The sequence below is a fragment of the Metabacillus sp. B2-18 genome, from assembly GCF_021117275.1.
Classification (GTDB): Bacteria; Bacillota; Bacilli; order Bacillales; family Bacillaceae; genus Metabacillus.
Genome location: NZ_CP088245.1, coordinates 3,069,795 through 3,095,293, shown reverse-complemented (window position 1 = coordinate 3,095,293; position 25,499 = coordinate 3,069,795). Strand labels below are relative to the sequence as shown.

Below are 25,499 nucleotides of genomic sequence, written 5' to 3'. Positions count from 1 at the left end.
CTCCTACAATGACCTCACTCAAAATTAACTCTAAGTACCAACTCCTACTTCAAAGATATATGTTATACTTACCTATGAATCAAATGGAACTAGCGATCTATTTTTTATGTTTGAAAGGAGATTTCAATGAAAAACAACAAACAACATTTATTAATTGTCGATGGCATGGCGCTTTTATTTCGTTCTTTTTTTGCGACATCTGTATATGGGCAATTTATGATAAATAGTAAAGGAACACCAACAAATGCAATTTCAGGATTATTAAAGCATTTGATTTCTGTTATAGAATATACAAAACCAACACATGTTATCTGCTGCTTGATATGGGGAGTAAAACCTATAGAAATGACATTTTTTCAGATTATAAAGCAAATAGACCTGAGGCACCAGTAGAGCTCCAGCCACAATTTGACCTTGCAAAAGAAGTTGTAGCGGCATTAAATATTCCAAACGTGGGAATAGAAGGTTATGAAGCTGATGATTGCATTGGAACGCTTGCAAAAACATATGAAGCTGATATGAAAGTATCAATTATAACTGGTGACAAAGATATCCTCCAGCTTTTAAATGATACTGTTGATGTATTGATTCTTCAAAAAGGAATCGGTAATTACAAACATTATACAAAAGATTCATATATAGAAGAGTTTCAAATCGAACCTCGTATGTTAATTGATGTTAAAGCGTTAATGGGCGATCCAAGTGATAATTATCCTGGTGTAAAAGGAATAGGGGAAAAAACAGCATTTAAATTAATTACTCAATATCGATCAATTGATGTGCTGTTGCAAAATGTTTCAGAGTTAACCAAAGGTCAAAAAACAAAAATAGAAAATGATTTGGATATGTTACTTTTATCAAGAAAATTGGCCGAAATTAATTGTCAAGCACCTCTTGAATGTTTACTTGAAGATGCTATTTTTCAAATTGACGAAGAAAAGGCATTTTCTATTATTAAGGATTTAGAACTAAAAGGAATTCAAAAGTTACTAAAGAATGTAACTGACGTGAAAGAGGCTATATAATATTAAAATTTTAGGGGCTGACCCAAAAGTCTAGATTTTAGACCTTTGGGTTAGCCTTTTTTTAAAAGTGTTTTTAATAAAGTTAAATATAAAAACTGGTTCGTTACATTGCGCTCCAGACACTTGCTTTCCGCGGGGAGGAAGCTGAGCCTCCTCGCCTTCGCCTGCGGGGTCTCAGCCTTTCCTCTACCTCCCGCAGGAGTCAAGTGTCTTCCGCTCCATTCCACTATCCATTTAAAATAATATTTATCTGCATCAATCTACGAAAACAGCTTTTTAAAAGACAAAATTAAAACAAAAAAATCGTCCAATTTTGTATAATGAAGTTACCACACCACCTTATACAAGAAAGGAACGATTTTTTTATGAAATATGATCATATCTCTTTCGTTAATTATAACATGAATCAGTTAGTTCTTCCATTAGACCTTGAAATTCTCATCCCTCAAAATCATTTATCTATCATTGTTCACGAAGCTGTAGAAAAGCTAGACGATACTTTGTTGGTTCAACCCTACAAAGGTGGTGGACGCCCATCCTATCACCCAAAAATGTTACTTAAAGTCATCATATATGCTTATACACAAAAAGTTTATTCAGGAAGACAAATGGAAAAGTTACTAACCGAAAATATCTACTTTATGTGGTTAAGCGGTAGTCAAACTCCTGATTTTCGTACGATCAATCGGTTTCGATCAGAGCGAATGAAAGACATTATCTATCAAGTCTTCTTCTCAATTGTAGAGTTACTACGTGAAAAAGGATTAGTCAAGCTGGAGCACTATTTTGTAGATGGGACTAAGATTGAAGCAAATGCAAATCAGTATACTTTTGTTTGGCGGAAAGCGACAGAGAAATATGAAAAAAGTTTAGATGATAAATATCGTCAACTCGCTTTACAAATTGAGCACATCCTTGAAAATGAGGAAAAGACGGCCCCTTCCATGGGGCTAGAAGAAAAGCTGAAAGAAACTCCTATTACTTCAGAACAGATTGAAGAAAGTATTAAAAAGTTAGAAAAGCATTTAGAGACAGAACCTAAAAATAAAGAGGCAAAAAAAGCTGTTCGATTATTAAAGAAAGACTATCTTCCTCGAAAAATGAAATATGAAGAACAAAATCAACTTTTCAATGGAAGAAACAGTTTCTCGAAAACAGATAATGATGCAACCTTTATGAGAATGAAGGAAGATCATATGCGAAATGGGCAGTTAAAACCAGGATATAATGTACAAACAGGAACAGAAGGTCAATTTATTACAGGTTTCTCTCTACATCAAAGAGCAGGTGATCCAGGCTGCTTGATCCCTCATCTTCAACACCTGGAGGAGCACGGAGTGAAACCAGAAAAAATAGTTGCCGATTCTGGTTATGGTAGTGAGGAAAACTATGACTTTTTAGAAAGAGAAGGACGAACAGCGTACATAAAATATAATACATTTGATCAAGAACAAAAAAGAAACTGGAAAAAGAAAATCGAACGTGTAGAAAATATGGAGTACGATGAGGAACTAGATGAGTTTATATGTGCAAACAAGCAAAGCCTTGTTTTCCAGTATGAAACCTCAAAAACTTCTGAAAATGAATATGTTTCAATTAAAAGAAAATATTCATGTTTTGAATGTGCCGGCTGCCCTTTCCAAAAAACTTGTGCCAAAGGAAAAGAACAAAAAACAATTACAATATCTCTAGAAAATCAAAGACAACGAAAAGAGATTCGTGAACGTCTTCAGAGTGAAGAAGGAAGAAAATTATATAGTCAACGAAAATGTGATGTGGAAAGTGTATTTGGACAAATAAAACATAATCAGCAGTTCAGACGCTTTTCGATGCGTGGCCTCCAAAAAAATACAATTGAATGGGGGCTTCTTTGCGTTGCGCATAACTGTAAAAAAATGCAGAAAGCAATAAAAAGAAATAAAGTAAAAGAGGAAATTGGATGCCAATAAGGGGGAGGAATACCCCTTTTTCATTAAAAAATCCTACTTATTTGGTTTCTATGCAAAAAATAAAGAAAGGGTGCTCAAAAGGTCGTTATTTAACAACCTTTTGAGTCACCCTCTTTTTTATTTCGTATTTTTTTTCTTAGCTGCATTTTCAAGTTTACTTTTTGGCTCGGTTGAAAATTCAACATCTTTAGCATGACCTTGTGGGTTAACACTTGGCGCTTTTCTTCCGCGATTATTACCTTTTTTTTCACTGCTCATGTTCGGTCACCTCCATTTGTATTATGACCAAAAATCCACAAAGAAATTTATGACGAAAAAAGATGGAATTTGTCGACGTTTTTTTGATATGATCAAAGTACTACATATTTCGATAAGGATGAATAATACAGGATGGCTCGTACAGTTAGAGATTATGTTACCTTTTTAGCTAGTAAAGGATTTATCCTAGGTGAGGAAGCTTATGGTTTCATTGAGTTTGGACAGCAGTATACAGATACATCAGATGAAATTGTCATTATTGCCATTGAGCTTACACTAAAAATACAAAAAGAATTTGATGGTTCTTTTTATATTTCATTATTAGAACAATTTAAGGCAGAAGACATACTGAATCGTAAACAGGCTTTTCATCATATACAAACATTAAATTTAATGTAAAAAGTCTTTAAGCTTAGGGCTTAAAGACTAGTTTCTTGATTAATCGATGTTTTAAGTATTTTCATATTAGGCAATTCTGAAACAATCATGGCTAAAAAAATAAGGAAGCAGCCAATTAAACCATTTGTAGTTAAACGTTCGTTAATTAAAAGAAAGGCTGTTAAAGCAGCGAATACTGGTTCCATAGCAAAAATCAGCGCTACTCTTGCGGCTGTGGTAATTTGTTGAAACTTAGTTTGGAGTAAAAAGGCTAGAGCAGTTGCCAGTATCGATGTAACAGCTAACGCAATCAAAACGTCCATATTTAATAAAGCGGTTGATACAATTGATGATCTCTCGAATAAACCAGCGCTTATAAAGCTTAATAGAGAGACAGTTAAGAGCTGAATGATAGTTAAGGGTAGTGCTTTATGTTTGTTTGAAAATTTTCCTGTATAAACAATATGAAGGGCAAACCCAATAGCACAAATCAATACAAGACCATCACCTATATTCATTTGGGATAATCCTGCAACAGTAAGAAAGTACAAGCCTATTGTTCCTACACCAGCAGCGATAAATACAACAAAGTTTGGTTTTTCCTTTAAGATAAATACAGATAATAAAGGAACTACCATAACGCTTAGACCTGTAATAAATCCGGCTTTTGAGGATGTTGTATACATCAGACCAACAGTTTGAAAACTATATCCAATAAATAAAAATATTCCTAAAAATACTCCTGATTTAAGCAATTCTTTAGATAACCAACCTTTAGGGATTTTAAAAAGAAATAATGATAGTAGGGCTGCCGCAATTAAAAAGCGAATTCCATTAAACAAATTAGGTGGTATAAATTCAATTGCATTTTGAACAATCACAAAGGTTGCTCCCCAAATAAATGCTACAAATAACAGACTTGCATCTGCTACTAACGTTCTTTTCATTTATTTCACTTCTTTCTTTCAGTATAAACTAAGATTGTTTCAAAATAGCACTTCTGGCTAACTGGTCGGCGACTTTATTTTCTTTACTAGGAATCCATTTTAAGAAGAACAAATCAAATTGATTAGAAAGCTTCATTACCTTTTCTAAAAGAGGAGCAAAATTGTTATTCTTAACAAATTGTTTTTCAAATGCTCGATCCACAAGTTGTGAATCAGTTCTAAAAGAAGCGACTTTATATCCTTGATTCAAACAAATCTCCATTCCTTTAATCAATGCATGATATTCTGCTTCATGATTTGTCATAGATCCTAAAGGTAAAGAGTATTGTTCGGCCGTACCATGTCCTTTTATAAAGATTCCTGCACCAGATAAACCTGGATCACCTGCACTGGCTCCATCTACATATACTTCAATCAAACAAACACCTCCAAAATTAAAATATTTCATTAAATACTAAAACGATGGTAAAATAAATAGCATTATCATAAAGGAATTGATAAAAACAAACACGAGTAGAATAAATCGAATATGATTATAGCATATTGACTACATTAGTTATAGGAAGAATTATTCGAAACGGTTTTGATGATATTAGTGATATAGAAACATCAAGATTTCCCCTTAAAATTAACAGAAATTTCAGGAGTGAATCTATTGAATTATCGCATAGAATGGACTTATCAAACAAAAAGAAAATTAGAAACAATGATAACAACAGAATATCATTCTTTAAACGAATCCATTGTTTTGGCTGAGGACTTTCTTCAAACAGGAAGAGTAAAGAACCTTTCATTTTTCTCAGAGGATGGCCAGTCATGGACTCTTAAGGAACTTAAAAAATTAAAAGAAATTGTTAAAGATGAACCACATGATGTTGTTGCCTTTTTTGATGGTGGATTTCATAAAAGCACAAAATTAGCTGGATTCGGTGCAGTGGTTTATTACACGCAAAGTGGAAATCGATATCGAATTCGAATGAATGAAAAAGCAGAAGAAATGGAATCAAACAATGAAGCAGAATATGCTGCCTTTCATTATTTGGTGGATGTTCTAGAGGAAAACGGAATAACGAAACAAAAAGTATTGTTCAAAGGTGACTCGCAAGTAGTATTAAACCAACTATCAGGTGAATGGCCTTGTTATGAAGAAGAATTTAATAATTGGCTAGATCGCATAGAAAGCAAATTAAAAAAACTGAAAATAACAGCATCCTATGAGCCAGTATCGAGAAAAGAAAATACAGAAGCAGATAAGCTAGCAACTCAAGCGATGGAAGGAATCGAAATTAGTAGTAAAATGATCATAAATGAGGACGTTGAAGAACATGAGTAAAAAGCAAACACTCCAAGAACTTAGTGAAATCATTGATACTTATTGTGTGAATTGCTTATTAAAAAAGCATTTTAGAGAAGAGTATGGAAAAAGCTTTGCCCATTCTTTTTGTATTAATAAATGTACTGTTGGTGAGAAAATAAAAGAAGTTGGCAAGAAGTTGTTGTAACATGTTACAGTTACAAACAAAAGCAAGAAGCAAATCATAACCTATAGTAAATAAAACACCTTTTGATAACAAAAAAATCCGCTATTTAGCGGATTTTTTTGTAGTTAATCATTTATTTTCTAGCTTCTGATAATTGATGCTCACACTGTTGTAACAGTTGTTGCTGTTTATTCACAAAATCTGAATCAACACCTGTCTCATTGGTGCGACTCATAATATCCTTCGCATCTCTTATTGCATTTTCTGCATTTTGTAGAGCTTCCGGATCTAATTGCATCGTTGCAGCTCCAACCATTTTTTGTGCTGCTTTTACAGATGCTTCAAGTTGTCCTAAATCATTCATTCCACTAATTAATCCAGTATGATTTATTTGATCCATAAAAAACACCTCCAATCATTAGTTTTTGAATTATTAACATGAAATATTCGTTAAAAAAAACAAAATTATTTTCTATGACAAATGAAGGTGTCATGTTAAAATGAAAATAGGATTAAATATTGTAAAAATATAGGATTAATATAAATCATTTTGACTAGATATCTGTCAAAATTTTATTGGTGGAGGAGAGATTCACTATGGCAACTGAGCCGTTAGATTCATCTATTAAAGAAGCATTTTCTGAAATTTATAAAGATCTTGACAAATTGGTCTTTATAGCGAACAACGCAAATATATTCAATTCAAATGAGGTTAGTAGAATTGAAAAAAGTATTAAGCAAAATGTTAAAGCAATTGAATATTTATTGATCAGTCAGAAGTCCGGCATGACAAAATAAAAGGAGAGCAAATAAAAACTGAAGGTCAAGTCATATTTTCCAACGATTGGTTACATAATAATAAACGCAAAAAAGAGGCTGAAAAATCCAGCCTCTTTTATATCTAGTTGTTTATGGTTAAATCACATGTGTGAAATCTTGTGATTATAACTTTGTAACGTTAGCAGCTTGTGGTCCGCGGTTACCTTCAACGATTTCAAAGGAAACTTCTTGACCTTCTTCTAATGATTTGTAACCATCACCTTGGATTGCAGTGAAGTGTACGAATACATCGTCTCCGCCTTCAACTTCGATGAATCCAAACCCTTTTTCATTGTTAAACCATTTTACTTTACCGTTTTGCATAGTACTTAATCCTCCTAATACTGTAGCACGGGTGGTGCTAAAAAAAATTTTATCATTAATGAATATGATATGTAGATTTTTAACAAGGATGATAGATTTCTGAGATGTATTATTACAATATATACTCAGCTTAATGATAATTTAACTATACACCAATCTAAAGATAACCGTCAAGGTCAAGAAAAATGTTTTAACAAATCTTTCAGAAACTTACATTTATGGAATAGATAATACTTACATAAAACAAGCATATAATGATTAAAAAGGGTGGAGTGGATCTTAATGCGTAAGTTTGATTTAAATGGAAATAGCATCATTATTACATCCTCAAAAAAAATAGATGATTTAGAGTTTAATAGGGCTTATCAAGCTATTATTAACGTAGGAGATAAATTACTGTATTTGAGAAAATCTTCCATCATTTTAATACAAGATCATGAAGAAAATTTTATCGTTGTAGAACGAATGAACACAGATACTATTACCTTACATATACATCATGAAATACCAGTAGATCATGTATATAAAGTAGGCTAAAAGAGACAATAGTTAATGGAAAATTTAGTTCACTTTTTTTAAAAAAAGTTTATAATAATGATGATACATGTAAAGATTTTGGCGAGTAAAGATGAATACATAATCATCTTTCCAAAGTGCTAATGTGAAGGGGAGATTTAAAAGTGGTAGAAAAATCGTTTACAATCACAAGTGAAGCAGGTCTACACGCTAGACCAGCAACAGCTTTAGTGAATGCAGTAAATTCATTTACAGCTGATGTTAACTTAGAGGCTAATGGTCGTACAGTTAACCTAAAATCAATTATGGGCGTAATGTCACTTGGTATTTCTAAAGGAACAAAAGTGACAATTACAGCAAGTGGAAGCGATGAACAAGCAGCACTAGAAGCTGTTGAACGCGCTATTACTACAGAAGGCCTAGGAGAGTAATAAAGGGTTAAAAGGCGGGGATAACCCGCCTTTTGCATGTGATAATTTCTTTATTCCATTCTTGTTTTGTCTCTTTGATCTTTATTTCGTTTGTTTCCTTTGCTATTGTCTCCGGCAATATGTTCTTCAGCAAACTCCATTTGATTCATTCCGTTTTGTGGCGAGTTTTGATTTTTACTACCTTTATTATATTTTTTTGTCATCATAATCCTCCTCTTTTTAAGAAAACATTTCCTAATTTATGTATGAGTAATGATTTATCATACAGAAGTTATTTTTTGTTGAATGTGAAAATATATTCCTTAAACATAAGATCACTTTAAATGAAAGAAAAAATGTCCGGTCAAAAAATCGGACATTTTTAGAGAAATACCGCTACATTTGTACAGCATTGGTTTTTGAGGGTACAAGCTTTTGTTGAAGTTTCTTTGACTGATAAATCCACCCTGTATATGAAGAGATAATTTGAAGATTCTTATCAAGTTTAACCACTGCCATATATGGGTAATGATGATTATGACGAAATCTTAAATCAATCCAACGGACTTCATATCCTTTTGGATGAGGAACATACATAGCATGAACATGCCCTGAATTTGCTAGAAAATGTTTTACATTATGATCGTCCAGGGAAGCAATAATATAAGGGCAAAGTTGATTATGTTTTTCGAAAGTATGGATAAGGTGAAGACCATTTTTATCAAGAATACCAACATAATAAATTTGATCTGTTTCGAACACAACATGCCATTTGCGAAGCCATATAGTTGGAACAATTGTACAAATTCCTTTCATATCCATCGATTGAATAACTTGTTTTTTGTTTTTTAGTGATATGTAAAAACGAACAACAAGATAACCAATAATCACGATATATCCCCATAAAAATACAAATCCAGAATGAAATCCAATAGTCCAAAATGAAAAACAAATGAGGTGAACCAAGATGATAAATGGATCAAATAACGGGACAAAGTTTAATGACAACCAATTTTTTGTTAATGGTCTTGCAGCTTGGGTACCATAAGCATTTAAAATATCAAATCCAACATGTAAGATAACTGCTAAAAAAGTCCAATAAAGTAAAGGATAGAATGAAACGTCCTTAAAAAAGAGAAACGTAATACATGAAATAAGTACTGTCCAAAGAAAAAGGGCAGGGATGGAATGAGAGGCACCTCTATGATGCTCAATATACATACCATTACCTTTTAAAAGTTTAATTCCGTAATCAAAATCTGGTGCATTTGATCCTATGACCGTACCAATCATAATAGCTTGTGCTAATTCAGGACTACCCGCAACAGCAGGATCAATATAAGCTAAACCAGCTAAGCCAAATCCCATTATTATGTGAGTACTTGTATCCATTTCAGCCTCCAGATAGTAAGGTAAACCTCTCATCCGTTTTAGATACTAATAGTTTACGGAGCCCGCCATTACTTTTTTATCTCTAATGTAAGAAGCTTCTTTTATCATATCCTCAATAATAAGATCTGAAGAATTAGGTACATGTAGCTTTTTAATATTGTCTCTCATTTTTTGTAACTTTTGATCATCTGCCAATAATTGATTTACTTCATCAAAAATATCCTCAATTTGATTAATAATAATTGCTGAAGAATTATCTTCAAAAAAGTGGGCATTTTCTTTTTCTTGACCAGGAACAGGTTTAAAAAGGACAACAGGTAACCCAATTGCAGTTGCTTCTGTTAGAGTAATACCTCCTGGCTTTGTTATCATGCATGAAGCAACACGGTATAACTCATCAATTCGCTCAACATAACTTAATACTTTAAATTGCTCAGGATACTGAGTAGCGAGAGGATCCAGCGTTTCTTTTAGTAAAGTATTATTTCCACAAACAACGATGGTTTGAATATGTTCACTTTGGTTAATAAACGACTGGCATAATTCCTTAACATTTTTTAAAACTCCATGTGCACCTGCAACTATAAGTAATGTTTTCTTATCAGGATCTAACTTGTATTTTTCATAGATTTCGTTTAAATCCATTTTTTCTTCGAATTGTTTACGGATAGGTATTCCTGTAACTTTTATTGTGCTTGGATGGATGCCAAGTTGTAAAAGTTTCTCTTTGACATGATTTGTAGCAACATAATATTTATCAATATTTTCATGAACCCAAATTCTGTGTAAACAAAAGTCAGTTAGGACATTAAACGTGGGAATCACCGTACCAGTCTTACGACGATATTCAGGAACAACAATCATAGGGAAGGTATTAATAATCATGTCGGGTTGTTCACTTGTCACGATTTGATGCAAACGTTTGTGCCCCATTTTAAAATACAGGTTCATCATTCTTTTGTTATAAATTTTATCAACTCCGTAGTAAAAAAGGCGATAAAATTGTTTTCCGATTGAGAAACTTTTTAAATATAAGTATTGGGTAATTTCTGAAAAAACGGGAAAAGATTCCGAGTAAAGATTACACACGATTACCTTGCTAAAACCCATCTGCTTACACTTATCTTCTAATGTCTTTGCAACTTGAACATGACCATTGCCATATTTAGCTGTCAAAATTAACACCTTCGAATTTCTTTTCAACATTTTCACCTCAATCTAGTAAAGAAACGGATCAGTACAAGAAAAAAAGTTCATATCAAACTATATGTAAAATATGAACTCAATTTGTCTTAAAGATTACCATATAATTATTACTTTTTTATAAAGCAATTATTAAGTATTTCTTAAGATGTAAAGTGGTTGTAAAAAATATTGAATTTTTAAATGAATTTGTGGTTAAATAAATAGTTTGCGAGACTTTCAATCCCAAATATACGGTGTTTCTTGGTATACGTAATAGTTCAGCCAATTCACAAACAGTAGGTTCGCATGTGACCTCCAACACTGTATTGGTCTATTTTTAGGATCGTTATTTTTAAAATAATTTTCTGGCATCTCGATTTCCAGGCCCTTTGAAAGATCACGTTCATATTCATCTTTTAATGAAGTTAATTCATATTCAGGATGCCCTGTTAAAAAGATTTGTTTACCATCCTGTGACATCACTAAACAAACTCCTGCTTTATCGGAATAAGAAAGAATTTGAAGCTCTTCAACTCGTTCAATTTCCTCTTTTAATACATCTGTATGTCTAGAGTGTGGAACAAAGTAAAGGTCATCAAAACCTCTTACCAATTTTACTGTTGGATCTACAATTTCATGCTCAAAAATTCCAAAGCATTTTTTATCCAATTGATATTTATTTACGCCATAGTGATGGTAAAGTCCTGCTTGGGCACCCCAACAAATATGTAAAGTTGAGGTAACATTTGTTCTAGTCCAGTCCATAATTGTTTGAAGTTCAGGCCAATATGAGACTTCATTGAACTCCAAATGCTCAATTGGTGCACCAGTAATAATCATCCCATCAAACTTTTTATGCTGGATATGTCTAAAAGTTGTATAAAATTCCTTTAAGTGCTCTATTGCAGTTGTTTTTGATTTATGTGTTTCAGGACGTAAAAAAGTAATGTTTAACTGTAATGGTGAGTTACCCAATAGTCGTAACAACTGTGTTTCTGTTTTTTCTTTTTCAGGCATGATATTTAGAATGATAATATTTAAAGGACGTATATCCTGAGAGTATGCTCTATTTTCATCCATAATAAAGATATTTTCCTGTTCAAGGATTTCTTTCGCTGGTAAGTGATTTGGAATATTGATTGGCAAAGAAAACACCTCCGAAATAAGCTTTATATTTTTGTCATAATAATAATTGATAAATATGATAAATGACTGATTCTTTATTATAGAAAGTTTAGAAAAATAATTCAATTTATATATTTCAAATAATAGTTTTTCTACATCAATAATTTGACATATTGATTGATGGATAAGGATGTATGGTAATATATTCTAAAGATCATTTTAACAACAAAGTGAGGAAAAAACAGTGAATAGTCATCAAAAATTTAAATCAGATATCGAAATTGCCCTTCAAACACCACTTTTACCAATTCAGCAAATAGCCGATAATCATTTAGATTTAAAGGAAGAAGAGTTAGAGCTATTTGGAAAATATAAGGCTAAAATTTCTCTTGATGTTTTAGAAAGATTAAAGGAGAAAGAACCAGGTAAGCTTATTTTAGTTACATCAACTAACCCAACTCCAGCTGGAGAAGGAAAATCAACAGTAACAGTAGGTTTGGGTCAAGCACTTAATAAACTAAATAAAAAAGCGATTATTGCAATGAGGGAACCTTCGCTTGGACCAACAATGGGATTAAAAGGTGGAGCTACAGGTGGCGGCTATTCTCAAGTTCTTCCTATGGATGAAATAAACCTGCATTTTACAGGTGACATACATGCAATTACGACAGCAAATAATGCATTAGCTTCATTTATCGATAATCATCTTCACCACGGAAATGATTTAAATATCGACCCTAGAAGAATTGTATGGAGACGAGCATTAGATTTAAATGATCGAGCTCTTCGAAATATTACCATCGGCTTAGGTGGACCTACAAATGGCATTCCAAGAGAAGATCATTTCGATATTACGGTAGCTTCTGAAATTATGGCTGTTTTATGTTTAGCTAGCAGTTTAGATAATCTTAGAGAGAGACTTTCAAGGATAGTAATCGGATATACATATTCAAAAGAACCGGTTACAGTGGCCGACTTGGGTGTTGAAGGAGCTTTAACTCTTCTATTAAAAGAAGCAATAAAGCCAAATCTTGTTCAAACAATAGAACATACACCGGCTCTAATTCATGGTGGACCATTCGCGAACATTGCACATGGTTGTAATAGTTTGCTTGCGACCAAAATGGCGACAAAGCTTGGAGATTATGTGGTAACTGAAGCTGGATTCGGTGCTGATTTAGGGGCGGAAAAATTCCTTAATATAAAATCTCGAATTGGAATGCTTAATCCTTCTGCTGTTGTCATCGTGGCAACAATAAGAGCTCTTAAAATGCATGGTGGATTGAGGAGAGATCAATTACAGCAAGAAAATACGGATGCTCTAATAAAAGGAATAGCAAACTTAAAAAAACATATTGAAACAATAAAAAGCTTTGGATTACCATACGTTGTAGCAATTAATAAATTTGTTTCTGATACAGAAGCTGAAATAACAGAACTATTAAATTGGAGTGATCAGGAAGGTCATCCTGCTGTTATATGTGAAGTATGGGAACATGGCGGCAATGGAGGAGTAGAACTAGCTGAAAAGGTACTCAAGATTATTGAAGAGGGAGAAAATTCTTTTCAATTTCTATATAAAGATGAAGATTCGATTGAACAGAAAATTTTCAATATTGCAAGTAAAGTTTATGGAGCAACAGGAGTTCAGTTCACGAATAAAGCAAAGAAACAAATTCAAGAATTTGAGTTCTTAGGATGGAGCAATTTGCCTATTTGTATGGCTAAAACACAATATTCTTTAACAGATGATGCCTCTGTGTTAGGTAGACCTGAAAGCTTTACGATCACAATACGTGAATTAAAGGGCTCTTTAGGTGCCGGCTTTATCGTTGCTTTAACCGGTGATATCATGACAATGCCAGGTTTACCATTTGAACCTGCAGCTCTAAATATGGATGTTTCAGTAGATGGAAAGGCAACTGGCTTGTTCTAGGAGGTATATATGTTTGATCCAACTGTCTTTGATAACTTGAAAGTAGTAATAGAAGGATATATATATGACTTGGACCTTGAAGGGAAAATAAATGTTATTGGTCGAAGTGATATTGTTGACTTAGCCTCAATGGTTAGAAAATATTTAATTACAATTGAAGATGTTAGAAAAAGCAAACGGTCAATCCTTATTGAAATTGAAATACCTCACCGGGAATTATCTGGAGAGCTGTTAGAAACAAATGAAAAGCCCGGCTGTTATGTGACTGTGACATTTTGTGAGAACAACGGTACAAATGAATATGATGAATTATTACTAAAAAAATTAAAAAGACGTTGGGGAAAACAACATGTTGTGAAGTTATTTTTAACAAAAGAGATAACTGACCTTAGCGTCAAGTATCATCACAAATATATTGTGGAGTTTCAAACTTTATTTGGTGAAGATTCCATTGATGATTTAATAAATATTTTGGACCATTCAATTTCATTATTAGGGCTGGGATACAAGAGCTAATAGATTTTCAAATAAAAGGAGGTTTCAAATAATGAGTTTATACCAATATAAAGTAGAAACAATCAAAGGTGAAATAAAAACGTTGGAAGAATATCAGAATCAGGTCCTTCTTATTGTAAATACAGCAAGTAAATGTGGTTTTACGCCTCAATATTTAGAATTACAAGCTCTTTATGATGAATATCATAAACAAGGTCTTACTATTCTTGGTTTTCCTTGCAATCAATTCATGGGGCAGGAACCCGGTAATAATGAAGAAATTGAAAGTTTTTGTGAAATCAACTATGGTGTTCGTTTTCCAATGTTTGCAAAAATTGATGTTAACGGTGAAAATGCTCATCCATTATTTAAGTATTTGGCATCTGAAACTCCAGGATTGCTTGGAACAAAATCGATAAAATGGAATTTTACAAAATTTCTTGTGAATTCTAATGGTCAACCAATAGAGCGATTTTCACCGAATACAAACCCAAAAGAAATAAAACCTCATATTGAAAAGTTACTAAAAGAAGTCTAAACGTTAGACTTCTTTTTCAATGGCTAAAGAACAAGCAAATACTGTAGTTGTCCTCCGGTAAGGGTGGTAACTTGTTTCACTTTATATCCAATACTAAAAAGTTGTGACAACGTCTCAGCACAATTTTGACGAGGTGGCTCGATTGGGGCATGATAGCTACTATATAGTTGCTTAAATTGATTTCGTTCATTGCAATGTAGAAGAATAACATGCTTACCAGTCCAAGCTTGGCCGATCATTGGTTGCTGTTGGTTTCTCGCGTTTTTCATGAACATACTCCTTTAAAAATTGATAAAGTAGTATATGTAAATGAGCTAGTCAGTGTTTTTGTATTTGGAATTTTAATTGGTAGCTATAAAAAAAAGATTGTTATCGTTTCAAAAATCGTTTCTTAAGAATGAGGAGTGTAATTGTGAAGTGGAGAAAACAAAGAAAATTATCGTACAAACGATAGAAGATTTTGTGAAAAAAAGATTAAAGCAAGAGGGTAGCGGTCACGACTGGTGGCATATTGATCGAGTTAGAAAAAATGCCTTACTTATCGGGAAACATGAAGAGGAAGTAAATATGTTCATTGTTGAAACAGCTGCACTTTTACATGACCTAATAGATGATAAGCTGTCAAATGAGATAAAACTAGAAGTGGCTGATGTAAAAAACCTATTAATTGAATTGGAAGTTGATAATAATGAAATGGATGAAATTCTCTCTATCATTGAGAATATAAGCTTTAGAAAGCATATTTCAGCTGGTCAGCTTTCACTTGAGGCGAAAATTGTTCAAGACGGTGATCGTTTAGATGCGATTGGAGCGATTGGAATAGCCAGGACGTTTGCTTTTGCTGGTTCTAGAGGAAATGTGATTTATGACCCAGAAGGTTTGGACTTGTCTAATGCAATACAGCATTTTTATGATAAATTATTAAAATTGAAAGAGTTAATGAACACTAAAACCGGAAAGCTTTTAGCTGAAGAGCGACATCAATATCTCGAAGGTTTTTTGGAGCAGTTTCTAACAGAGTGGAATGGTCCGAAAAAAATATAACACAGGTAGTATGCTCGGCTTTTTCAAAGAATTTGTGTGTTTTTCAACTGTTAAACGTCAATGTAGGTGTAGAAGGCAAACCCTATGAATAGCATGAAAAATAGTGGCTATGTTACAATATCATTACGAAAAAAATAAAGGAGTGCCATTATGAAAATAAAGTCAATTGAACCTACTCCTAGTCCAAATACGATGAAGGTTCTTTTATCAGAAGAGCTTCCTACTGGAAAAAGCAATAATTACAAAAAAGATCAAGCTAGTGAGGCGCCTGCTATCATTAAAGATATTTTATCCATTGAAGGAATTAAAGGTGTTTATCATGTTGCTGACTTCCTTGCTGTTGAAAGGAATGCAAAATATGATTGGAAAGATCTTTTGGCACAAGTTCGTCAAGCATTTGGTGAGGAAGTAGCTGAACAAGCAAATCATGCAACAAATGAAGAAGCATTTGGAGAAGTAAAGGTTTTTATTCAAAAGTTTAATGGAATTCCAATGCAAGTAAAACTTACTGATGGAGTTCTTGAGGAACGATTTGGCTTACCAGATCGTTTTAAAGAAGCGGTTATGACTGCACAACAAGCCGATGACAATGTTGTTCTTGATAGGCAATGGAAAGAACATGGAGTTCGATATGGTGAACTTGCTGATATCGGAAAAGAAGTTGTGGATGAAATCAGTGCTGCTTATTCGGAAGACCGTCTAAAAAGGCTCATTAAAGCAGCAACTGAAAAAGAAAAAACAAAAGTTCAAGCTCGTAAATCATACAAAGTCACCCTTGATATGCTTGATGAGGAAGATTGGACAAATCGTTTCGCACATTTAGACCAAATGGACCCAACCGAAGAAGACCTGCCAGTACTTGAAAAAGCACTTGATGATGAAAAACCATCGATTAGAAGGCTTGCAACTGTCTATTTAGGTATGATTGAAAAATCAACTGTATTACCTTTATTATACAAAGCACTAAAAGATAAATCAGTTACAGTAAGAAGAACAGCAGGTGACTGTTTATCAGATATTGGTGATCCTGCCGCAATGAACGAAATGATCGATGCACTAAAAGATAAAAACAAACTAGTAAGATGGCGTGCAGCCATGTTTCTATATGAAGTAGGAGATGAGTCAGCCCTTCAAGCATTAAAAGAAGCCGAAGATGATTCGGAATTTGAAGTAAGTATGCAAGTGAAAATGGCAATTGGACGAATTGAAGGCGGAGAAGAAGCAAAAGGCTCTGTTTGGAAACAAATGACAGAGAGTAGAAATGGGTAGAACTCAAAACTAAACAGTCAATTACGATTGACTGTTTTTATTTGCAGGGAATTTACTGAATATTATTACAAAATAAAAAGTATGGAGGTATTATGATGACCAAAGATTTGAGAAATGAAAGTAAGGTATTTGAAGGGGCGTTAAGAGCACCAAACCGTGCAATGCTGCGTGCAGTAGGTTTTAGTGATGAAGATTTTAAAAAACCTTTGGTTGGGGTTGCAAGTACTTGGAGTGAAGTCACACCTTGTAATATACATATTGACAAGCTTGCTATTCAATCAAAGAATGGAGCAAATGAAGCAGGCGGTAAAGGGATGATCTTTAATACAATTACCGTATCTGATGGAATCTCAATGGGAACAGCTGGTATGAGATATTCTCTTCCAAGCCGTGAAGTGATTGCTGATTCAATTGAAACAGTTGTAGGTGGAGAAAGCTTAGATGCAGTTGTTGCTATTGGAGGCTGTGACAAAAATATGCCGGGGTGCTTAATTGCTCTTGCACGTATGAATTTGCCGTCAGTATTCGTTTATGGTGGCTCCATTAAACCAGGTAATTTGAATGGAAAAGATATTGATATTGTTTCTGTTTTTGAAGGTGTTGGTCAATACAATGCAGGAAAGATTAATAAAGATGAATTAAGTGAAATCGAGTGTCATGCATGTCCTGGTGCGGGATCTTGCGGAGGAATGTATACAGCAAACACAATGGCTTCTGCAATCGAAGCAATGGGAATGAGTTTACCTGGCAGCTCCTCTAACCCTGCAGAATCAGATGAAAAATTTCAAGATTGCTTTGATGCAGGTGATGCTGTGTATAAGTTAATTGAGAAAGGAATTAGACCAAGAGATATCATGACAATAGAAGCATTTGAAAATACAATAACAGTTGTGTACGCACTTGGTGGTTCAACAAATGCTGTTCTTCATATACTTGCAATTGCACATGCTGCTAAAGTGGATTTATCAATTGATGACTTTGATCGAATTCAAAGACGTGTTCCTCATTTAGCAGACTTAAAGCCAAGTGGAAAATATGTTATGAATGATTTGCACCAAGTTGGGGGAGTTCCAGCTGTTATGAAATATCTTCTTAAGGAAGGCTTCTTACACGGAGATTGTTTAACGGTAACAGGCAAAACAGTTGCTGAAAACCTAGCTGATTGCAAAGAATTAAAAGAAGGACAAAAAGTAATATATCCTGTATCTGAAGCAAAACGTAAAGATGGTCCTTTAGTCATTTTACGTGGTAACCTTGCACCAGAAGGAGCAGTTGTTAAAGTATCTGGTTTAAAGGTGTCGAAGTTAACTGGACCAGCAAAGGTGTTTGACACAGAAGAAGAAGCATCAGATGCAGTTATTTCAGGAGAAATTAAAGCAGGTGATGTTTTAATCATACGTTATGAAGGCCCAAAAGGTGGACCGGGTATGCCTGAAATGCTATCCATTTCAGGGATTCTTGTAGGAAAAGGTTTAGGCGAAAGTGTTGCATTATTAACGGATGGACGTTTCTCAGGAGGATCTCATGGATTAGTAGTTGGTCATATTTCTCCAGAAGCACAAGTTGGTGGTCCAATCGCTTTTGTAGAAAATGGAGACATGGTTACAGTTGATAGTGAAAAACGTGAACTGTCTGTTGCGTTAACAGAAGAACAATTTGAGCAACGTAAGAAAAATTGGGCAGCACCTAAGCTTTTAGAACGAGGTGTTCTTTCAAAATATGCCCGTCTTGTTTCAAGTGCTTCAAAAGGCGCAGTAACTGATTTATATGAGGGAAATGATAAGTGAAAAATGATTTTAAAGCTTTAGCAGCTCATACTTCTCATACAAATTAACGACTAGGTATAAAAGAGTAAGTGAATAAAGAAACAACCTAATGTTTTTAGTTGTTAGGTTGTTTCTATTTATTTGCAAGAATGAGGACCCTATAGTATTCTTTACTTACATTAATGTACATTTTGGAGGGATTTTATTATGTCAATGGCATATGAAGAATATATGAGACAAATGGTAAAACCAATGAGAGCAGAATTAACAAATGCAGGATTTGAAGAATTAACAACAGCAGAAGAAGTGGAACAATTCATGAATGAAGAAGAAGGCACAGTTTTAGTAGTAGTTAACTCTGTCTGCGGGTGTGCAGCCGGCTTAGCAAGGCCTGCCGCAACACAATCTGTTTTGAATGCAGAAAAAAAACCAGATCGAATTGTTACAGTTTTTGCTGGACAGGATAAAGAAGCGACTAGTAAAATGCGTGAGTATTTTAAAGGACAGGAACCTTCGTCACCATCAATGGCACTTCTTAAAAACGGTGAAGTTGTTCACTTTATACCTCGTCACGAAATTGAAGGAAACTCAATTGAAGAGATAATGGGAAATTTAGAATCTTCATTTGAAAAATATTGTTAAAAAAAGGGTGCTTATAGCATCCTTTTTTTACAAGATAAAACAGTGAATTTGGCATATAGGAGTATAAGTAGGTATGATAATCACCACTTCAGGAAGGCCTGATGAAAATTTAATAAAGTCTGCTATAGAAATTGCAAATGAGTTCGATTCAATTTTTTTGAGGAGAAATAAAAGAGCTGTTGATCATTTAAAAAGAGAATATGATGATGACATTCTTGTTGTTGGGAAAAATAGGATGGAACTTCATTTTTCTGATTCTACAGAACCTTTGTTTTTTCATCCTAATTCAGCTATGTTTCGAATAAAAAGGATAATAAAGGGGGAAGATGACCCTTTTTGTTTAGCATGTAAACTTGAAAAAGGGAATTCATTTTTAGATTGTACACTTGGACTGGCTTCTGACAGTATAATTGCTAGCTATGTTGTTGGTCATAAAGGAATAGTTAATGGAATAGAAGGCAGTAAGCCTTTAGCTTTTCTTGTACAAAAAGGTCTTTTACAGTGGAAAACTGGTTTACCTCAATTGGATGATGCAATGAAAAGAATTCATGTGAAAAATACAGAGCATCTTTCTTTTTTGAAAGAATGCCCTGATAACAGTTTTGATGTGATTTATTTTGATCCAATGTTTGAGGAAACGAAAGAAGGGTCCGTTGGATTACAGCCTTTAAAAAGAATTGCAAATTATTCTACGTTAACTAAAGAGACTATTACTGAAGCAAAACGAGTTGCTTCAAAAAGACTCGTGTTAAAAGACCATTGGCGAAGTTCACGTTTTGCCGAATTTCAATTTCAAGTAAATGTCCGTAAAACAGCGAAATTCCATTATGGAGTCATAGATCTGAACAAATAGCAAAAGATAATATCATGGAGGTGTTATCTTTATGCCAAAAAGAAAAGTTGATCCATCTAGAGCCGGCCTTAGCTCTCCTAATGTTGAGGGACAAGGTACCACTATGAATGAAACAGGTGGTAAGCAAGTGGATTCCGCTCGAAAAAAGACAAAGAGAACATAAGTATTTGCTTTGACAACTTATAAGGGTGCTCACGTTTATGGCACCCTTTGCTTTGTTTATGTATTAGTCCGTAATTTCAACGTAAATAAAATAAGCTAGTGTAACAAAAGAAAGTACAACGAATAAAGTATCATAACCCATTTCTAAACCCTCCTATACTTTTTGTACATAATATGTGATAGATAATTCTATTTTAAACGTTTTCGTTCAACAATAAAAGTGTTACATTTTATTGAACAAATTGTTTTTAAATTTTGTAATAAAATTGATATATAATAACCTCTAAGACTATGATAAAATATTGCTATAATCATAATGTTGGGGGAAGAACTGTCATGAACAAATGGTTGAGAAAATCACTCTTTATTTTATTCTCTATCGCAACCTTTGGACTTGTAACACCACCGGCGTCTTTAGCGGCAGTTCAAGAGAAGCCAGCAGAAGATTCGGTGACCAAGCCTACATTCTCGAATGAAAATGAACATGCATTACTATCTGATAACATAGATGTTGAACAGCAAGTATCTTTATCAAAAGATGAAATTATTGATTCTCTTCTTTTTGAAGCAGAGCAAAAATCTTTTTCTAAGTTTGGAGATAAAATTGGCGATGTAATCCAAGATGAGTTTAAAAAAGTGATCCTGCCTAAAATGGAGGAAGTCATTACATATTATGTTAATGTCGAAGATGACGAACTTTTTGAACATGTTGAAATTTCTAAGCCATCCGGTGGAACCGGGGAAAAGATTTTTCACATCTATAACACACAAACAGGTGAGGATGTTTTGCGTTTTCACGTAAGAAGAGAAAATCGTCCTTTAGAAGGCTATTGGTTCAACTTTCACTATCACTCTTATCATGATTCATTTCAATCACATAAAGATTTAGGCAGTATTTATTGGGATAAAAACACTCCTCCAAATTGGATGAGTTACCATTAACGACTTTATTATTTGAAAAATGTTGAAAGAGGGTGACTCAAAAGGTTGTTAAATAACGACCTTTTGAGCACCCTTTCTTTATTTTTTGCATAGAAACCAAATAAGTAGGATTTTTTAATGAAAAAGGGGTATTCCTCCCCTTATTGGCATCCAATTTCCTCTTTTACTTTATTTCTTTTTATTGCTTTCTGCATTTTTTTACAGTTATGCGCAACGCAAAGAAGCCCCCATTCAATTGTATTTTTTTGGAGGCCACGCATCGAAAAGCGTCTGAACTGCTGATTATGTTTTATTTGTCCAAATACACTTTCCACATCACATTTTCGTTGACTATATAATTTTCTTCCTTCTTCACTCTGAAGACGTTCACGAATCTCTTTTCGTTGTCTTTGATTTTCTAGAGATATTGTAATTGTTTTTTGTTCTTTTCCTTTGGCACAAGTTTTTTGGAAAGGGCAGCCGGCACATTCAAAACATGAATATTTTCTTTTAATTGAAACATATTCATTTTCAGAAGTTTTTGAGGTTTCATACTGGAAAACAAGGCTTTGCTTGTTTGCACATATAAACTCATCTAGTTCCTCATCGTACTCCATATTTTCTACACGTTCGATTTTCTTTTTCCAGTTTCTTTTTTGTTCTTGATCAAATGTATTATATTTTATGTACGCTGTTCGTCCTTCTCTTTCTAAAAAGTCATAGTTTTCCTCACTACCATAACCAGAATCGGCAACTATTTTTTCTGGTTTCACTCCGTGCTCCTCCAGGTGTTGAAGATGAGGGATCAAGCAGCCTGGATCACCTGCTCTTTGATGTAGAGAGAAACCTGTAATAAATTGACCTTCTGTTCCTGTTTGTACATTATATCCTGGTTTTAACTGCCCATTTCGCATATGATCTTCCTTCATTCTCATAAAGGTTGCATCATTATCTGTTTTCGAGAAACTGTTTCTTCCATTGAAAAGTTGATTTTGTTCTTCATATTTCATTTTTCGAGGAAGATAGTCTTTCTTTAATAATCGAACAGCTTTTTTTGCCTCTTTATTTTTAGGTTCTGTCTCTAAATGCTTTTCTAACTTTTTAATACTTTCTTCAATCTGTTCTGAAGTAATAGGAGTTTCTTTCAGCTTTTCTTCTAGCCCCATGGAAGGGGCCGTCTTTTCCTCATTTTCAAGGATGTGCTCAATTTGTAAAGCGAGTTGACGATATTTATCATCTAAACTTTTTTCATATTTCTCTGTCGCTTTCCGCCAAACAAAAGTATACTGATTTGCATTTGCTTCAATCTTAGTCCCATCTACAAAATAGTGCTCCAGCTTGACTAATCCTTTTTCACGTAGTAACTCTACAATTGAGAAGAAGACTTGATAGATAATGTCTTTCATTCGCTCTGATCGAAACCGATTGATCGTACGAAAATCAGGAGTTTGACTACCGCTTAACCACATAAAGTAGATATTTTCGGTTAGTAACTTTTCCATTTGTCTTCCTGAATAAACTTTTTGTGTATAAGCATATATGATGACTTTAAGTAACATTTTTGGGTGATAGGATGGGCGTCCACCACCTTTGTAGGGTTGAACCAACAAAGTATCGTCTAGCTTTTCTACAGCTTCGTGAATGTAAATGTCAAGCTAACGATGTACAACTTTGATCGTTTAAGAATGTACAAAATTAATCATCATCTTCTTTTGCTAAGTGATCTTTAATTCTGTAAGAAGGACCAACAATATTTACGACTGTTGCGTGGTGTAAAACACGATCTAATATTGCATTTGCTAATTTAGTATCCTGGAACACCGCATCCCATTCTTTAAAGCCTATATTTGTTGTTAAAATTGTACTTTTCTTTTCGTATCTTAAATCAATCAGCTGAAAAAATAGTTTGGCATCTTCTTTGTCAATTGGAAGGTAACCAATTTCATCAATAATTAATAATTTATACTTCCCATAGTGCTTTAATCGAGATTCTAATCGGTTTTCTAGCTTTGCCTTTTTTAAGTTCAAGATAAGTTCATTACATTTAATAAAATAGGTACTTGTTCGTTTTTTAGCTGCAGCGATTCCTATGGAAGTAGCTAAGTGGGTTTTACCGACACCACTCGTTCCCATGAAGATAATATTTTGTTTATCTTCGATAAACCGCAGAGAAATAAAATCAAGAATCTGTTGTTTATTTATTGCTGGTTGAAAATTAAAATTAAACTCATTTATCTCTTTGCGGTGGGGAAAAGCCCCCACCTTAACCATCGAATTAATCATTGTCTTCTCACGCACATCAATTTCATAGTTCGTTAACTTCATCAATGTATCAACGAAAGATAATTCATTCTTGGTACTAAAATCAATGGTATCGTGAAGATGATTTATCATCTGTTTTAAGTTTAAATATTCCAAATTACTTACTAATTGTTGATAACTACTATTCAATTTTATACACCTCATCCATAGTCAGTAGATTATTTTTAGCTAGCTCGTCAATATCAGGATAATCTGGCATCCCCCGTGACAACACGTCTAGATAATGTTCTTCCTTGTAATTTAATACCTTTTTACTGACTCGATGTTGTGCGATCAAATCCATGTTATAATAAACATGTATGTGGTCGTCATAGACTTGTAAACCTACGGTTTTCCCTTTGTATTCAGCTGGTACTGAATACTGGTTTGATTTGTATGTAATCATACTTGCAGGGTTTACTTTTACGAGCCTGTGTTTGATTTTATAAGAGTCTCTTATTTCTTTCCTTGGTAAGGGGAGTAAGTGACTCTTTTCTTGTTTTAAGGCAAGTATCGGAATTTTCCTATTACCTTGATTAAAACTTTGATTATGGCGTTCACAAAGCATTTGTACAAATTGATGAAGACCTTCAAAAGTGAACTTCCCCTGATACGCATGAATTTCATCTAAAAGCTTCATAATACTCTCTACTTTCCCTTTTGTCCTTGGTCTTCCTGCAATACAGGGTTTAATTTCAAATCCACTATCATTGGCAAATTGTTCAAAACGTTCATTAACCACTCCTCCTGAATATTCTGTTCTATGTTCATCCATTACTGTTTTCATATTGTCTGTTAATATGGTCTTTGGAACCCCTCCGATTGCTTCAAAGCTCTCCATCAAAAATGACATCAATACACTTTGTGACTTTGACAGGGTCAAACCATAAGACTTGTATCTCGAATTTCCTAACAGAAAGACTCCTACATTGACCTTTAAAATTTCTCCCTCAGACGTTACGTATTTTATGTTCTCCTTCCAGTCGAATTGTGCTTGTTCCCCTGGAGGGGTTTCAAACCGAATAACTGATTGATTGGCTTGAGTCTTCTGGCCATCGGTAAAGTATGCTTGGAACTCAGGTTTGTTCGATATGTATCTTCGGAAAGAAGACTGGGAACAATCCAAACCGTGGTTGTCCTTTAGGTACTCCCAGAGAACCCTCTTGTAGTAAAAAGTTTGTATTGATTCTTTTGAGAGTAATTCAGAGATCACATCATATAACTCATCTATTCTAGACTTTCTATTACGAGTTTTATTTGATCCCATGCCCTTTAAATACCGATCCACTGTCCTCCTATCTACACCCATTTCACGCCCAACCTTACTTTTATTTATTTTCATATTTAAGCTCTCCATAAGAAATTTTAACTGTGGTAAATCTTCTAGGCTTTTAATTTCTATTTCTGTCTGTAAATCTAGCTGTACATGCATTCTCTCCACCTCAAAGTAATTATGCATGCATATTGCAGAACTGTACATTCTTATATGATCATCTTTGTACATTATTAAATTAGCATTTATATCGTGAACAATGATAGATAAATGATTTTGAGGTATGAGAATTTCAAGGTCTAATGGAAGAACTAACTGATTCATGTTATAATTAACGAAAGAGATATGATCATATTTCATAAAAAAATCGTTCCTTTCTTGTATAAGGTGGTGTGGTAACTTCATTATACAAAATTGGACGATTTTTTTGTTTTAATTTTGTCTTTTAAAAAGCTGTTTTCGTAGATTGATGCAGATAAATATTATTTAA

Annotated in this window: 29 protein-coding genes and 2 pseudogenes; 18 read left to right on the top strand and 13 right to left on the bottom strand. The window is 33.8% G+C overall.

What is annotated here, in order from left to right:
• Positions 1-126 precede the first annotated feature (126 nt).
• Together LPC09_RS15680 and LPC09_RS15675 are read left to right on the top strand one after the other, a co-directional pair.
• Positions 127-1,025: pseudogene (locus LPC09_RS15680) on the top strand (5'-3' exonuclease).
• Between the two features lie 365 nt (positions 1,026-1,390).
• A complete protein-coding gene (locus LPC09_RS15675) occupies positions 1,391-2,974 on the top strand; it encodes an IS1182 family transposase (RefSeq protein WP_231307734.1) in 1,584 nt (527 codons plus the stop codon).
• A 117-nt stretch (positions 2,975-3,091) separates the two neighbouring features.
• Here the strand turns inward: LPC09_RS15675 and sspL are convergent, their stop codons facing one another.
• Positions 3,092-3,232 carry a small, acid-soluble spore protein L gene (gene sspL / locus LPC09_RS15670; protein ID WP_098797439.1) on the bottom strand — a complete coding sequence of 47 codons (141 nt, stop codon included), beginning with the start codon at positions 3,230-3,232 and terminating at the stop codon, positions 3,092-3,094.
• A 132-nt stretch (positions 3,233-3,364) separates the two neighbouring features.
• Here sspL and LPC09_RS15665 point away from each other — a divergent pair, with 132 nt between their 5' ends.
• Positions 3,365-3,631 (top strand): DUF6123 family protein, encoded by a 267-nt coding sequence (locus LPC09_RS15665; protein WP_098797438.1) that lies wholly within the window; start codon positions 3,365-3,367, stop codon positions 3,629-3,631.
• Positions 3,632-3,651: 20 nt separating this feature from the next.
• Here the strand turns inward: LPC09_RS15665 and LPC09_RS15660 are convergent, their stop codons facing one another.
• Both LPC09_RS15660 and LPC09_RS15655 read right to left on the bottom strand, forming a co-directional pair.
• Positions 3,652-4,557 carry a DMT family transporter gene (locus LPC09_RS15660; RefSeq protein WP_231307733.1) on the bottom strand — a complete coding sequence of 302 codons (906 nt, stop codon included), beginning with the start codon at positions 4,555-4,557 and terminating at the stop codon, positions 3,652-3,654.
• A gap of 28 nt (positions 4,558-4,585) precedes the next feature.
• A complete protein-coding gene (locus LPC09_RS15655) occupies positions 4,586-4,975 on the bottom strand; it encodes a reverse transcriptase-like protein (protein WP_231307732.1) in 390 nt (129 codons plus the stop codon).
• 228 nt (positions 4,976-5,203) lie between these two features.
• On the opposite strand from LPC09_RS15655, the gene LPC09_RS15650 reads away from it, so the two are divergent.
• Positions 5,204-5,890 carry a reverse transcriptase-like protein gene (locus LPC09_RS15650; protein WP_331275776.1) on the top strand — a complete coding sequence of 229 codons (687 nt, stop codon included), beginning with the start codon at positions 5,204-5,206 and terminating at the stop codon, positions 5,888-5,890.
• Positions 5,883-6,059 (top strand): zinc-finger domain-containing protein, encoded by a 177-nt coding sequence (locus tag LPC09_RS15645; RefSeq protein ID WP_231307730.1) that lies wholly within the window; start codon positions 5,883-5,885, stop codon positions 6,057-6,059. The genes LPC09_RS15650 and LPC09_RS15645 overlap by 8 nt, the downstream gene beginning before the upstream one ends.
• 112 nt (positions 6,060-6,171) lie before the next feature.
• On the opposite strand, the gene LPC09_RS15640 is transcribed toward LPC09_RS15645, so the two are convergent.
• On the bottom strand, positions 6,172-6,438 hold the full coding sequence (locus LPC09_RS15640) for a DUF2564 family protein (RefSeq protein ID WP_098797433.1): 267 nt from the start codon (positions 6,436-6,438) through the stop codon (positions 6,172-6,174).
• 197 nt (positions 6,439-6,635) lie between these two features.
• On the opposite strand from LPC09_RS15640, the gene LPC09_RS15635 reads away from it, so the two are divergent.
• Positions 6,636-6,836, top strand: coding sequence for a hypothetical protein (locus LPC09_RS15635; protein ID WP_098797432.1), 201 nt, complete (start codon positions 6,636-6,638; stop codon positions 6,834-6,836).
• Between the two features lie 144 nt (positions 6,837-6,980).
• On the opposite strand, the gene cspD is transcribed toward LPC09_RS15635, so the two are convergent.
• A complete protein-coding gene (gene cspD / locus LPC09_RS15630) occupies positions 6,981-7,181 on the bottom strand; it encodes a cold-shock protein CspD (protein WP_046590248.1) in 201 nt (66 codons plus the stop codon).
• A gap of 282 nt (positions 7,182-7,463) precedes the next feature.
• Between cspD and LPC09_RS15625 the strand changes: the two genes are divergently transcribed.
• Together LPC09_RS15625 and LPC09_RS15620 are read left to right on the top strand one after the other, a co-directional pair.
• Complete coding sequence (locus tag LPC09_RS15625; RefSeq protein WP_231307729.1) at positions 7,464-7,718, top strand: hypothetical protein; 255 nt, start codon at positions 7,464-7,466, stop codon at positions 7,716-7,718.
• 143 nt (positions 7,719-7,861) lie between these two features.
• Entirely contained in the window at positions 7,862-8,128 is a 267-nt protein-coding gene (locus LPC09_RS15620; protein ID WP_098797430.1) for a phosphocarrier protein HPr, read from the top strand.
• A gap of 50 nt (positions 8,129-8,178) precedes the next feature.
• On the opposite strand, the gene LPC09_RS15615 is transcribed toward LPC09_RS15620, so the two are convergent.
• The 4 genes from LPC09_RS15615 to metA form a co-directional block, all read right to left on the bottom strand.
• A complete protein-coding gene (locus tag LPC09_RS15615) occupies positions 8,179-8,331 on the bottom strand; it encodes a hypothetical protein (RefSeq protein ID WP_162987399.1) in 153 nt (50 codons plus the stop codon).
• A gap of 172 nt (positions 8,332-8,503) precedes the next feature.
• Positions 8,504-9,499 (bottom strand): metal-dependent hydrolase, encoded by a 996-nt coding sequence (locus LPC09_RS15610; RefSeq protein ID WP_231307728.1) that lies wholly within the window; start codon positions 9,497-9,499, stop codon positions 8,504-8,506.
• Between the two features lie 45 nt (positions 9,500-9,544).
• On the bottom strand, positions 9,545-10,702 hold the full coding sequence (locus LPC09_RS15605) for a diglucosyl diacylglycerol synthase (RefSeq protein WP_442920043.1): 1,158 nt from the start codon (positions 10,700-10,702) through the stop codon (positions 9,545-9,547).
• A 219-nt stretch (positions 10,703-10,921) separates the two neighbouring features.
• Positions 10,922-11,830: a homoserine O-acetyltransferase MetA gene (metA, locus tag LPC09_RS15600; RefSeq protein ID WP_098797427.1), complete on the bottom strand. Its 909-nt coding sequence runs from the start codon at positions 11,828-11,830 to the stop codon at positions 10,922-10,924.
• A gap of 223 nt (positions 11,831-12,053) precedes the next feature.
• Here metA and LPC09_RS15595 point away from each other — a divergent pair, with 223 nt between their 5' ends.
• Genes LPC09_RS15595 through LPC09_RS15585 form a run of 3 tightly spaced genes read left to right on the top strand, consistent with a single transcriptional unit; the run spans position 12,054 to position 14,778 of the window.
• Positions 12,054-13,745: a formate--tetrahydrofolate ligase gene (locus LPC09_RS15595; RefSeq protein ID WP_231307726.1), complete on the top strand. Its 1,692-nt coding sequence runs from the start codon at positions 12,054-12,056 to the stop codon at positions 13,743-13,745.
• A gap of 9 nt (positions 13,746-13,754) precedes the next feature.
• Positions 13,755-14,261 carry a hypothetical protein gene (locus tag LPC09_RS15590; RefSeq protein ID WP_231307725.1) on the top strand — a complete coding sequence of 169 codons (507 nt, stop codon included), beginning with the start codon at positions 13,755-13,757 and terminating at the stop codon, positions 14,259-14,261.
• 31 nt (positions 14,262-14,292) lie between these two features.
• Entirely contained in the window at positions 14,293-14,778 is a 486-nt protein-coding gene (locus LPC09_RS15585; RefSeq protein WP_231307724.1) for a glutathione peroxidase, read from the top strand.
• A 23-nt stretch (positions 14,779-14,801) separates the two neighbouring features.
• Here the strand turns inward: LPC09_RS15585 and LPC09_RS15580 are convergent, their stop codons facing one another.
• Complete coding sequence (locus LPC09_RS15580; RefSeq protein WP_098797423.1) at positions 14,802-15,047, bottom strand: hypothetical protein; 246 nt, start codon at positions 15,045-15,047, stop codon at positions 14,802-14,804.
• A gap of 148 nt (positions 15,048-15,195) precedes the next feature.
• On the opposite strand from LPC09_RS15580, the gene LPC09_RS15575 reads away from it, so the two are divergent.
• The 7 genes from LPC09_RS15575 to LPC09_RS15545 all read left to right on the top strand — a co-directional run bounded on the left by LPC09_RS15575 (position 15,196) and on the right by LPC09_RS15545 (position 21,456).
• The gene (locus LPC09_RS15575; RefSeq protein WP_098797422.1) at positions 15,196-15,822 is read left to right on the top strand and encodes an HD domain-containing protein; all 627 of its coding nucleotides are present in this window, start codon (positions 15,196-15,198) and stop codon (positions 15,820-15,822) included.
• A 150-nt stretch (positions 15,823-15,972) separates the two neighbouring features.
• Positions 15,973-17,091 carry a conserved virulence factor C family protein gene (locus LPC09_RS15570; RefSeq protein WP_231307723.1) on the top strand — a complete coding sequence of 373 codons (1,119 nt, stop codon included), beginning with the start codon at positions 15,973-15,975 and terminating at the stop codon, positions 17,089-17,091.
• A gap of 95 nt (positions 17,092-17,186) precedes the next feature.
• Positions 17,187-18,878: a dihydroxy-acid dehydratase gene (gene ilvD / locus LPC09_RS15565; protein ID WP_231307722.1), complete on the top strand. Its 1,692-nt coding sequence runs from the start codon at positions 17,187-17,189 to the stop codon at positions 18,876-18,878.
• A gap of 186 nt (positions 18,879-19,064) precedes the next feature.
• Positions 19,065-19,499: a BrxA/BrxB family bacilliredoxin gene (locus LPC09_RS15560; RefSeq protein ID WP_231307721.1), complete on the top strand. Its 435-nt coding sequence runs from the start codon at positions 19,065-19,067 to the stop codon at positions 19,497-19,499.
• A 73-nt stretch (positions 19,500-19,572) separates the two neighbouring features.
• Positions 19,573-20,352, top strand: coding sequence for a class I SAM-dependent methyltransferase (locus tag LPC09_RS15555; protein ID WP_231307720.1), 780 nt, complete (start codon positions 19,573-19,575; stop codon positions 20,350-20,352).
• Positions 20,353-20,383: 31 nt separating this feature from the next.
• Complete coding sequence (locus LPC09_RS15550) at positions 20,384-20,515, top strand: YuzL family protein (RefSeq protein ID WP_098797417.1); 132 nt, start codon at positions 20,384-20,386, stop codon at positions 20,513-20,515.
• Between the two features lie 335 nt (positions 20,516-20,850).
• Positions 20,851-21,456, top strand: coding sequence for a YpjP family protein (locus LPC09_RS15545; protein ID WP_231307719.1), 606 nt, complete (start codon positions 20,851-20,853; stop codon positions 21,454-21,456).
• A gap of 140 nt (positions 21,457-21,596) precedes the next feature.
• Here the strand turns inward: LPC09_RS15545 and LPC09_RS15540 are convergent.
• From LPC09_RS15540 to istA, 3 genes and pseudogenes are all read right to left on the bottom strand, one after another.
• Positions 21,597-23,078 (bottom strand): annotated as a pseudogene (locus tag LPC09_RS15540) (IS1182 family transposase); the annotation flags it as partial.
• Positions 23,079-23,130: 52 nt separating this feature from the next.
• A complete protein-coding gene (istB, locus tag LPC09_RS15535) occupies positions 23,131-23,886 on the bottom strand; it encodes an IS21-like element helper ATPase IstB (protein WP_098794820.1) in 756 nt (251 codons plus the stop codon).
• The gene (gene istA, locus LPC09_RS15530) at positions 23,879-25,168 is read right to left on the bottom strand and encodes an IS21 family transposase (protein ID WP_098794821.1); all 1,290 of its coding nucleotides are present in this window, start codon (positions 25,166-25,168) and stop codon (positions 23,879-23,881) included. The genes istB and istA overlap by 8 nt, the downstream gene beginning before the upstream one ends.
• Between the last annotated feature and the right edge of the window lie 331 nt (positions 25,169-25,499).

What these genes read in the sequence shown, in the direction of transcription:
- LPC09_RS15675 (WP_231307734.1), top strand. Translation starts at nt 1,391, where the DNA reads ATGAAATATGATCATATCTCTTTCGTTAATTATAACATGAATCAGTTA.
- LPC09_RS15570 (WP_231307723.1), top strand. Translation starts at nt 15,973, where the DNA reads ATGAAAATAAAGTCAATTGAACCTACTCCTAGTCCAAATACGATGAAG.
- LPC09_RS15645 (WP_231307730.1), top strand. Translation starts at nt 5,883, where the DNA reads ATGAGTAAAAAGCAAACACTCCAAGAACTTAGTGAAATCATTGATACT.
- LPC09_RS15555 (WP_231307720.1), top strand. Translation starts at nt 19,573, where the DNA reads ATGATAATCACCACTTCAGGAAGGCCTGATGAAAATTTAATAAAGTCT.
- cspD (WP_046590248.1), bottom strand. Translation starts at nt 7,181, where the DNA reads ATGCAAAACGGTAAAGTAAAATGGTTTAACAATGAAAAAGGGTTTGGA.
- LPC09_RS15545 (WP_231307719.1), top strand. Translation starts at nt 20,851, where the DNA reads ATGAACAAATGGTTGAGAAAATCACTCTTTATTTTATTCTCTATCGCA.
- LPC09_RS15580 (WP_098797423.1), bottom strand. Translation starts at nt 15,047, where the DNA reads ATGAAAAACGCGAGAAACCAACAGCAACCAATGATCGGCCAAGCTTGG.
- LPC09_RS15610 (WP_231307728.1), bottom strand. Translation starts at nt 9,499, where the DNA reads ATGGATACAAGTACTCACATAATAATGGGATTTGGCTTAGCTGGTTTA.
- LPC09_RS15590 (WP_231307725.1), top strand. Translation starts at nt 13,755, where the DNA reads ATGTTTGATCCAACTGTCTTTGATAACTTGAAAGTAGTAATAGAAGGA.
- LPC09_RS15640 (WP_098797433.1), bottom strand. Translation starts at nt 6,438, where the DNA reads ATGGATCAAATAAATCATACTGGATTAATTAGTGGAATGAATGATTTA.
- ilvD (WP_231307722.1), top strand. Translation starts at nt 17,187, where the DNA reads ATGACCAAAGATTTGAGAAATGAAAGTAAGGTATTTGAAGGGGCGTTA.
- LPC09_RS15625 (WP_231307729.1), top strand. Translation starts at nt 7,464, where the DNA reads ATGCGTAAGTTTGATTTAAATGGAAATAGCATCATTATTACATCCTCA.
- LPC09_RS15585 (WP_231307724.1), top strand. Translation starts at nt 14,293, where the DNA reads ATGAGTTTATACCAATATAAAGTAGAAACAATCAAAGGTGAAATAAAA.
- LPC09_RS15550 (WP_098797417.1), top strand. Translation starts at nt 20,384, where the DNA reads ATGCCAAAAAGAAAAGTTGATCCATCTAGAGCCGGCCTTAGCTCTCCT.
- LPC09_RS15660 (WP_231307733.1), bottom strand. Translation starts at nt 4,557, where the DNA reads ATGAAAAGAACGTTAGTAGCAGATGCAAGTCTGTTATTTGTAGCATTT.
- LPC09_RS15615 (WP_162987399.1), bottom strand. Translation starts at nt 8,331, where the DNA reads ATGACAAAAAAATATAATAAAGGTAGTAAAAATCAAAACTCGCCACAA.
- istA (WP_098794821.1), bottom strand. Translation starts at nt 25,168, where the DNA reads ATGCATGTACAGCTAGATTTACAGACAGAAATAGAAATTAAAAGCCTA.
- LPC09_RS15560 (WP_231307721.1), top strand. Translation starts at nt 19,065, where the DNA reads ATGTCAATGGCATATGAAGAATATATGAGACAAATGGTAAAACCAATG.
- LPC09_RS15635 (WP_098797432.1), top strand. Translation starts at nt 6,636, where the DNA reads ATGGCAACTGAGCCGTTAGATTCATCTATTAAAGAAGCATTTTCTGAA.
- LPC09_RS15665 (WP_098797438.1), top strand. Translation starts at nt 3,365, where the DNA reads ATGGCTCGTACAGTTAGAGATTATGTTACCTTTTTAGCTAGTAAAGGA.
- sspL (WP_098797439.1), bottom strand. Translation starts at nt 3,232, where the DNA reads ATGAGCAGTGAAAAAAAAGGTAATAATCGCGGAAGAAAAGCGCCAAGT.